Here is a 10,373-nt window from a genome sequence, read left to right as displayed (position 1 = left end):
AAAAAGGTCAACCTAGTTTATAACTAAGTATAAACCGAGGCAACCAATTCTATTAATAAGACTGAAAGTAGTCAACTAAAAACGTTAACATACAGATTGATAGTTGTGCCTTGCCTGTGGCACAACTGTGCCATGCCTGTGGCACAACTGTGCCATGCCCGTGGCACTAACGTGCCATGCCTGTGGCAATGAGTGACAAAGATTCTTTGAATAAATTGAAATAGAGTTTGACTTCCTTTTGCATGCAATCTTTGAAATGTTATCTTTGCTGAATTATTGAAAAACAACACATAACAAACCTACATTATGGATAAACAAAAAATGATCGATGTATTTATCAAAGTATACGATCGCCCTCATTATCAGTGGAAAAATTTTGCACAAGTATGCGATTATATCGAAGGTAAAACAGATACTTTAGACGAGAATCTTCTTCAAGGTAAAAAGCAATATTTTTATTATGAAGAATGGATGAGAGAAGAACTTTATAAGGAGAATGCCGAAACTGCTAAACGTATATTGCTGGTGCTATCCAAAGTTCGCAGAGATGGAATCATGTCCGGACCATACCGCATTTTGCAAGATACTAAAATGCTATTGCGCATAGGCTATACTTTTGATACAGTGATAGAAAATGCCGTAACAAAAATAAAAGATATATCAGTAGAAACGCTTTATGAACTGGCAGGCGTATTGCTGGAAGAATGCCCCGAAGAATCTATTCACTATACAGATGGTTTGCTGAAAGAACACGCCGGTACTTCCGGTGGCTTTATGGAACGCCTGATAAACAAGTTAAAACCTACACCCGAACAAACTAAGATTTCAAGAGAAGTCTTCCTGGCTCTTTATATGGCTGTGGAGCTAATAAAGAAGGATGCTAAAACGTACAATAACTATCTGGACATCATTATCAACAAAACAGATAAACAAAACGGACTGTATATTATTGAACTTTTATTTCAGTCTTATATGCTTTCTCCCATATTGAAAGAAAGACTTCAGAAACAACTGGCCACCAACACTCAGGCAGCACAGCTTGTGCTCAATCATGTGGGAGATAAAGAGATGATTCCTTTCCTCAATAGCATAGAAGCCGTGCGCTGGCCTTATTATTATTGTATGATGATTTCTCTTCGCTCAGACGTAAACAGGCAGGCTATTTTCACCAAACTATATGCCGAAGATAAAGAAACCTTCATGCAATTGTTCGACAAGTTGGGCACCTCTACCATTCCCGGGGAATATATGTATGTACCTTACTTATTTACCATCTATCTATTGAACGAAGGAGAAAAGCCGGCAAACAGCGAAGCAACTCAAAGAGCCGAGCAGTGTGGTAAAGCCATGGCAGGCATGATTGCCACATTTGCACAACAATACACCGGAAGCTCCTCTACGATTGATACATTGGCACTGCTCGATAACTCGGTGCCCGTTAAAGATGCAGTGAAAGCTCGCATTAAATATACACGTAACTTAGGATGGGGAGTCAGCGAACACATTATCCCCGGATTCTCTTTATTATATGAACATATTTCTTTGGCACGTCGTTTCATTTGGTTGCTTTTAGAACAAGCCAACTCAGTGGAACAGAACATGGAAAACCGTGGGTATGTAATAGGTCTTTTCCTGGCATCGCGCAAAGAATGGCTGAGCATTGATCCTAAAGAAAGTATACAGACCCTGCTTGATTCGGAAGCAGATTTTGGAGTAAGAGATGTTTTTGCAGCTTATTGCTGGGCACACACCGAATGGAGGGGCACTTACCGCAATTTATTCTCAACCACCGTTACCCCCGAATTGATTAAGCAACATAAAGAAGAGGCTATGGAACTCTTTACAAGTGGCAAAATGGAGATTGAAGAACTGCTTGTTTGGGCAGATTTATTATATGGAACGGTTAAAGTAGATGATTATGGTCCTTTACTTGCCTTGCTTGGTAATAAGTCGAAAAAGCTTCGTAAGAAAGCCGAAGAGCTGATGGAAGCACTGGAAACCGAAGTTCGTCCTTTACTTGAAGCAGGAATGCCTAAGATGAAAGGAGATGCTTTGGCTGCCGCTAAAAGATTGATAAAGAAGTGGGACAACGACCGTAAGTATGGTGCCAATTTTACTTTTACCGACAACCAAATGGTGATGGATTTTTGTGCCGACAATTATGATAAAGACAATCAAAAGCAAATCTCTTGGATTCCCGAAGATATGCTGACTGATGTCCGCTTTGCCGACCTCAGCGAGAAAGCTCCATTAGTGGTTATACAGTATTTATTATCGGAATACTTATCTCTTGAAGAACCTTATAAGATAAAGATCTGTGATAAGGTGGTGGATATGCTGCACCGCCCTGATCTGCAATCTGTATTTGAGAATATCTATCTTTACTGGAAAGACAATGGTGCAGAAGCTAAGAAGAAAATGTTTATGGTGCCTTATTGTATCTATGCTTCCGATACACAAATTCTGGCATTGCGTACCCAACTGAAAGATTGGGCAGAAGCATCTCGCGGAGCCATTGCTGCCTTTGTGGTGAATGCTATTGCAATGAATGGAGGCAGTGTAGCGTTGATGATGATAGACGCAATGGCTACTAAGTTCCCCAATAATCAGGTAAAGAATGCTGCCAAAGCTGCTTTCTCTTTTGCTGCCAAAGCGTTGGAAATCCCCGAAGATGTATTATCCGATAAAATAGTGCCCACCCTTGGCTTTAATAAAGAAGGGGAGAAGGTGCTTGATTATGGTTCACGTACATTTACTATCACACTCATGCCGGATTTCTCGCTCTCTATCCGAGACGATGAAAAGCAAAAGAACATCAAATCAATGCCTTCGCCCGGTGTTAATGATGATGCAGTAAAAGCCACAGCAGCCAAGAAAGAATTCTCTGAGTTGAAGAAACAAATCAAAGCCACTGTACAGGCGCAAACCAATCGTTTGGAGAAAGTTATCATGAATGGTCGTCGTTGGAAAGCGGATGCCTGGAGTGAACTCTTTGTCGAAAACCCGATTATGCATAAGTTTGCCACAGGTTTGATTTGGGGAGCTTACGAAGATAGTACATTGTTAGAAACCTTCCGCTACATGGATGATGGTACTTTTAATACTGTAAATGAAGATGAATACGCTTTACCCGATCATGTAGCCATTACACTGATACATCCTTGCGAACTATCTGATGAAACATTGGCTCAATGGAAAGAACAGTTAGATGATTATGAGGTGGTGCAACCTTTACCACAATTAACCATGTCTGTTCCCGAACTCGCAAAAGAAGAAATGGATAACAATAACAAAATCGTTCGATACAAAGGAACAATGCCCCTATCGGGTAAAATTGCTGGACTCGCCAAGAAGTACAACATGGTACGAGGCGAAGTATGGGATGGTGGAAGTTACACTTGTTTCCATTGGGTAGATAAATACCTCAACATAGCGGCCCAACTAAACTTTGAATATATGTATATGGGGCAGGATTATGATGAAGATGTGACATTGAATGAAGTCGTTTTCTATCGCCTCCCCGAAGATGGAACAGTGGTGGAAGAGCCTGCTGCCAATCTGATTCTGAATCCAAATAATGTTCCTCAACGCTTTGTTTGCTCGGTGATCGGAGTATTCGATACGCTGAAAGAGAATTAATAAATTTAATATATGCAACCTACAGTTCAAAAACCACTTATGGAGATGCGCTATGCCGATGAGCTTGCCGCCCTCCGTAAACATGATAAAGGGAGTAAGCCGGCAAACTGGCTGCTCTCTCCCCGTGCCATTCGTTCCTTTATATTAGGAGAAAAAGATCCTTTGGAACTCGATGGCAAGAAAGTAAAAATCACTCCTAAGTTCTTTGGAGATGATGCTTTGGTAGAACGTGCCATCATTACCCTTGCCGGAAACCGTGGCTTAATGTTAGTTGGCGAACCGGGAACGGCCAAGACCATGCTAAGCGAACTGCTGTCTGCTGCCATTTGTGGTACCAGTACAAACACCGTGCAAGGAACTGCCGGAACCAGCGAAGATAGCATTAAGTATTCCTGGAATTATGCGCTGCTGCTGGCTAAAGGTCCTGTGCCCGAGGCGCTTGTTCCTTCTCCTGTATATATTGGTATGGAGAAAGGGATTATCACTCGTTTTGAGGAGATAACCCGTTGTCCATTAGAGATTCAGGATAGCTTAATCAGTATTATGAGCGACCGGGTGCTGAACATTCCCGAATTTGGAGAATACGGTTTACTATTCTCTTCTCCCGGATTCAATATCATTGCCACAGCCAATACACGCGATAAAGGTATCAACGAAATGAGTAGCGCTCTTAAACGCCGTTTCAACTTCGAAACCGTAGAACCCGTGCGCAGCGTAGCTTTGGAAAGTAAAATCATCACCGAACAATGCAGTGGTATGCTTGCCGCCAACGGATTAGATATGCCTGTGCAGGAAGAAGTAGTAGATATTCTTGCCTCTACTTTCAATGAACTTCGCAACGGAACCTCCTTTGAGAAAGCCAAGATACAGAAACTATCCGGAGTTATGAGTACGGCAGAAGCTGTATCGGTATATTACCAATCAGCTTTGGAGGCACACTATTATGGCGACGGAAGCATCAGTATGCGTTCTCTGACTCAAAACCTGCTGGGAGCCGTGATGAAAGAGAATAAAGATGATCTTCCCAAGTTGAAAGATTATTTTAATGGTGTAGTACGTATCAAAGCCGAAAGGAACGGAGGAAAATGGAAGGAATATTACGAGAGCAGAACATCGATCAAGTAGAACAATTATTCCGACAAAGTTTCAATAAAGAAGGTGAGGTACTTTACTATCCCGTAAGGCATCACTCGCCCGGCTGTGCTTTGCACCTGAAACATGCCATTGAACAATATAAACCCGACGAAATACTGATTGAGGGTCCTTCGGATTCCGGTCAATTGCTTCCTTATATAGCCGATGATCAATCGGCTCCGCCTTTCTGTATCTATTATAGTTATGATGATAAAGAAGGTAAACTAACCGAAGACAAAGAAAAGTATCGGGCTTATTACCCCTTTCTTGCTTTCTCTCCGGAGTTAGTAGCGATTCGTAAAGGTTTTCAGATGGCGGTACCCGTACGATTTATTGATTTGCCTTATGCCGCTCGTTTATTTAATAAGCAAGAAGATGAGCAGGAAACGCAGTACTATTATAATGAAAATAAAGAGTACGAAGTAAACCTGTATACAGCAGGAGTAGCTTCTCGTGCAGGATGCCGTAGTTTCTCCGAGTTTTGGGAAAGTCGCTATGAGTTGAATGCCGGAACACTCTCTACAGAATCTTTTGTGCGGAATGTTTTCTATTTGGGATATTATATGAGGTTAGCCACTCCTGAAGATGAGCCCTCTTTAAAGGAAGACATAGCCCGGGAAATATATATGGCTACTGAAATAAAGAAGTCCCTTTCTTCCGGTAAACGTGTATTGGTAGTAGCCGGTGCATTTCACATTGTTGGCTTGATGGAAGCTCTGCGCGAAGGAAAAGAAAGCGTGCTTTCTGCTTCTTACAAACCCGAAAATGTGGCTTCTTACCTGATGCCTTATACTTTTAAAGAAGCCGATAGTAAATCGGGCTATGCAGCAGGTATGCCTTTCCCTGCTTTTTATCATACCATTTGGGATAAGATGCAGAAAGATAAAACAGCGGTATATCAGGATGCTGTGTTAGACTATATTATAAAAACAGCCCGCTATGCCCGTAAAACCCAAAGCACCTCTTTGCCCGATGAAATAAACGCTTATAATATGGCTTGCTCTTTAGCTACCCTTCGTGGTAAGCCGGAGCCGGGCGTATATGAACTGCTTGATGGGGTAAGGAGTTGTTTTGTAAAGGGAGATATCAATGCTACTTCCACATTCGAAGTAGATTTCTTGCTTCGCCTGCTTTCCGGAATGGGAGCAGGGAAAGTGGTGGATAATGATTTGATACCTCCGGTAGTAAAAGAATTCAGAGCCTTGTGTTCTTTGCATCGGTTGAAAACCTCCACCGTAGAACGGCAGGAGGTAACATTAGATATCATCAAGAACCCTGCTCACTTTCGTAAAAGCCGTTTTCTTCATCAATTGGAATACTTGAAGACGGGCTTTTGCTCCATGCAATCGGGACCTGATTATGTGAATGGGAAGAATAAAAATCTGGTACGTGAAATCTGGATTTGCCGATACAGCACACAAGTAGAAACCCAATTAATAGATCTTTCGGTATATGGCACTACGCTTTCGCAAATGTGCGCATCCCTGATAGAAAGAGAATTTAAAGATAACCTGACTGCCGAACAATTGGGTAAACTATTACTGTCTGTACAGGTAATGGGCATTGAGAACTTCTATACACAATACGAAGATGCTATCAGGCAAGTTATAGCTAACGAGAGGAATTTTATTAGCTTGTGCCGCCTGACGGGTAGTCTATTATATTTAATTACCATGCAGCAATTGATGGATGAAGAGGTGAATCCGCTAATTCCACAATTAAGCAACCTGGCCTTTATGGAAGCGGTACAGCAAATTACCGTAGTAAAGGATGCAACGGAAGATGAGGAACAAGTAGTTTCCGAGCGCTTACGTGATTTGTATGGTTATACTTTAGAATCTACTAACGGATTTGATAAAGAACCTTTCCTTCAAGCGGTAGAAAAGATAACACAAGATAGCTTTTCCAATAGTCGAGTATTTGGCGTTTGTTTGGCTGTATGTTATAAGGAAGGACTTATAGAGCAAGAAGACTTTTGTCGTCAGATAACAGCTTACCTGGAAAGTAGTATCAATCAACCCGAAGAAGCCGCCTCTTTTGTGTGTGGTTTGTTTCTGGTAGCTCGTGATATCCTCTTCTCCGATGTACGTATACTTGAAGCCATTGACCGCGTAATTGCAGAAGCTGATGACGAGCAGTTTCTTACCATTCTCCCCAACTTACGATATGCCTTTACAAGCTTCCTGCCGGGAGAATTGGACAGACTGGGTAAAATTGTGGCTCAATATCATACGCTTACCGAAGATCAATTGTTGGGAAGTATCGCTTTCTCCCAAGAAGAAATTCTGGCAGCCATGAGTTTGGATAAACAGGCTTTGGAGGAACTAAATCGTTGGAAATTATGAAGAATGACAAATCTAAAATAGCCAATCGTTGGCGTCTTATTCTGGGAGACTTTGCAGAAGCCTCATTGCCTCTTGATAAGAACGATAAGGAACTGGACGGTGCTTTGTATTTCTTGTATAACCGCGAATATGGCAGCGAACAAGGAATGAGAGAGGAAAATTCCTCTCGTGGTGGTCGTGGCGGTTCTGTATTAACAGTTCCGGGATGGCTAAAGCGAGTAAAGAAACTCTTTCCTCAGCGAACAGTGGAAGTGATGCAGAAACAAGCCTTGGATAAATATAATCTGACGCAGTTGCTGACCGATGAATCTGTACTCAGGCAGATGGAACCCAATATGAATCTGCTGAAGAATATTCTATCTTTCCGCAACATGATGCCCAACCATGTAAAGAAGCTGGCCTACGAGATTGTGGAACAAGTGGTTAAAGAACTTCAAAAGAAGCTGGAAATACAAGTAAGGAAAACCTTCTACGGACGTAAACTGCCTATGTCGAACTCGAACTATCGGATAGCTCGCAATTTCGACTTTAAGCAAACCGTTCGTAAGAATATGAAGAACTACAACCCCGAATTGGGGACAGTTGTGCCCGAACGTCTTTATTTTAATCAGAATATACGTCGTTATAATCCTTGGCATCTTGTTATTCTGGTAGATGAGAGTGGGAGTATGCTTGAGTCGGTTATTTATTCTGCTGTAATGGCTTCCATCTTTGCCCGGATGCCGTTTCTCTCTATAAAGTTGGCTATCTTTGATACATCCATTGTCGATTTAAGCGATCATATTGATGATCCTGTAACGACATTGATGAAAGTACAATTAGGTGGAGGAACAGATATACACGGAGCACTCGAATATGGAAAGAAACTGATAACTGCCCCACAAAAAACTATTGTGGTACTTGTGAGCGATTTGTACGATGGTAATAACTATAATTATATGTATCGTTCTTGCCGTGATATTCTTGAAGCAGGTAGCCGCTTATTTGTATTGCCTGCTCTCGATTACTCAAGTACGCCTGTTTATGATAAACGTGCAGCTCAATATCTATCTGCCATAGGAGCAGATGTAGCTGCCATAACCCCCGAAGAATTAGCCGAATGGATTGGAAAAATAATATCGTAGCTTCAACGGATTGCAAAGCATTGGCTCAACCTTTTGTAGCTTATGCCAATGAATCTTTTTTGGTAACATTAGCCAATAAAGGATTATATAAGCGAGCTTTAAAAGATTTGGAAGCAGGAGGTAAAGTAGAACTGATAGCAGGTGATTCATTGCAAGTACAATTGGAGGATGTAACGGTTACGCTCAATGAAAATATGACGCAAAGTACATGTACTTGTCCATCAAAAACCGTCTGCAAACATATATTGATGGCTATTTTGGCTGTTGCAGAATACGCTTCCTCATCCGGTACAGATTCAGAAGCGTCCGAAGCATTATTAGATAAGGATGTTTCATCAGAGCCCTCTCCTGTTATCGAACCTTGGAAAGAATTAAAAGAAGCCGATATTGTTTCACTACGTAAACAGGCAGGAAAGAAACTTTTCGAAGATGTGCTTCGGTTGATACAAGATGGTTGGGTAGCAGAGTTCACGCAAGGAGATATGCTTGAAGCTGTAATCAATACAGAGAATATTACTGTCTATTTTCCTGTTCAAGACAGCATAAACAGAGCTGTGTGTAAATGTGGAAAAGAAGGTTTGTGCAAACACAAGCTAATAGCCATCCTTTCTTATTTAAGCACACAAGGATTAATAAATGAAGAAGAAAATGCCGAAACATCCGTTTCATTAGTGAATGCTGAGACTGAATTACTACTCCAAACGGCCGATCGTTTTATTGTTGATATATTCGATAAAGGCATCATCTTTTGCGGAGAGAATGAAGTGGAAACAGCTATTCAATATTCCATTCGTATGGAGAGTGCAGGGATTGGCAATCTGGCTCGTTTGTTTCGTTCCCTTTCTTCCGATTTGGAGAATATGCTTAGTAAACATATAGGGTTTAATCAAGTTACTACATTTGCTACGCTTTCTCGCTTGCATAACACCATGCGTTTGATTTTGGAGAATGTAGGGAACTCCCAAATGCTTAGTCAACTTATAGAGAGTACACGTTCCGATTATTATACCACCCCTGTTGGACACTTTACGGGTTTAGGGGCTTACCCTTGGCAAACCCGTTCGGGTTATTTTGGTATAACAGCCTATTTCTTTTATCACGAAAAGCAAAGCATCTGTACCTATACCGTAAGTTTGGCAGGCTACTATGAGCAAACGGAAGAGTTGGCAACCATCGAAAACATGAAACGACAGTATATGAAGAATGACCATTGGGGAGGTGGATTCTCATTGGCTTCTTTGTCGCAATCCTCTTTTGTGTTGAGGAACTTTAAATTAAATAAGCAGAACCGTCTTTCTTCTTCCGGACAGACACAATGTGAACTTACAGGAAAAGTAGGGCAGGAGCAGTTACAAGAACTCTTGAATACTACCACTTTGTTCTCCATGCCTGAAAGTATAGAAGAAACTTATGGCTATTTTGATAAACGAAAGCCGGATCAATTGGTGATTGTTCCTTTTCAAGACATAAAAGAAACCGACTTCAGCCATACCGAGCAGAAACTAAATCTGACAATAGAAAACGAAGAGGGGGAATTTGTAACAGGAGTTGTGGAGTTTAGTTCATTATATACTCTGGCTATTAAATATTTGGAGCGTATAGGGAGTCGTACAGATAAACAGTTGCGCTACATGGTCTTCTTAAAACATGCTGTGGGGCTTATGCCTGTATGTATCATCGGTGAAAGCGTGAATAATTTCTTTCTTGATCCAGTCTAACGTCAAATTGATTATGAACATAAAACTACTATTTAAAGAATTAGAACTTCTTTTATCAGATATTGCTTTTACGGGTATTCACAACCTGCAACCTGTTACTCTGCAAAAACTGGAAGACTTAAAACGTTGGATGCACGAATTAAGTATGATGGAAGGTGTACATCTGATCAATCGGTTTATTGAATCGGTATATGCTTATAAGGATGGAAGAAAGAAAGTATCGGAAGTTACTTCGGATCTTTGTGCATTGGAACTCTATCAGAAAATGATTACGAATAATGCGAATTAGTCTCTGTTTAAATTCGAAAGGTTTCTAATAAGTAGGTATTCAAAATTAATTCATATAAGTAGATGCTCATAATTAGTTGTATGATACCCCCTCCGCCCTTTGGGCACCTCCCCCTTGCAGGGGA

At 41.1% G+C, this 10,373-nt stretch carries 6 protein-coding genes; all 6 read left to right on the top strand.

What is annotated here, in order from left to right; all coding sequences use genetic code 11:
• The first annotated feature begins 306 nt into the window (after positions 1-306).
• From D0T60_RS18055 to D0T60_RS18030, 6 genes are read left to right on the top strand one after another with little or no spacing between them, the layout of a single operon-like run.
• A complete protein-coding gene (locus tag D0T60_RS18055) occupies positions 307-3,639 on the top strand; it encodes a DUF4132 domain-containing protein (RefSeq protein WP_163219797.1) in 3,333 nt (1,110 codons plus the stop codon).
• Between the two features lie 12 nt (positions 3,640-3,651).
• Positions 3,652-4,764 carry an AAA family ATPase gene (locus D0T60_RS18050; RefSeq protein ID WP_239059605.1) on the top strand — a complete coding sequence of 371 codons (1,113 nt, stop codon included), beginning with the start codon at positions 3,652-3,654 and terminating at the stop codon, positions 4,762-4,764.
• Positions 4,725-7,118 carry a DUF5682 family protein gene (locus D0T60_RS18045; protein ID WP_163219795.1) on the top strand — a complete coding sequence of 798 codons (2,394 nt, stop codon included), beginning with the start codon at positions 4,725-4,727 and terminating at the stop codon, positions 7,116-7,118. Before D0T60_RS18050 ends, D0T60_RS18045 begins: the two co-directional genes overlap by 40 nt.
• Positions 7,115-8,242, top strand: a complete 1,128-nt coding sequence (locus tag D0T60_RS18040) for a VWA domain-containing protein (RefSeq protein ID WP_239059604.1) — start codon at positions 7,115-7,117, stop codon at positions 8,240-8,242. The genes D0T60_RS18045 and D0T60_RS18040 overlap by 4 nt, the downstream gene beginning before the upstream one ends.
• The gene (locus tag D0T60_RS18035; RefSeq protein WP_163219791.1) at positions 8,218-9,960 is read left to right on the top strand and encodes an SWIM zinc finger family protein; all 1,743 of its coding nucleotides are present in this window, start codon (positions 8,218-8,220) and stop codon (positions 9,958-9,960) included. The genes D0T60_RS18040 and D0T60_RS18035 overlap by 25 nt, the downstream gene beginning before the upstream one ends.
• Positions 9,961-9,973: 13 nt before the next feature.
• On the top strand, positions 9,974-10,249 hold the full coding sequence (locus D0T60_RS18030) for a hypothetical protein (RefSeq protein ID WP_163219789.1): 276 nt from the start codon (positions 9,974-9,976) through the stop codon (positions 10,247-10,249).
• The last annotated feature ends 124 nt before the right edge of the window (positions 10,250-10,373 follow it).

The organism is Bacteroides sp. 224, assembly GCF_010500995.1.
Lineage (GTDB): Bacteria > Bacteroidota > Bacteroidia > Bacteroidales > Bacteroidaceae > Bacteroides.
This window is presented reverse-complemented; position numbering and strand designations above follow the sequence as displayed.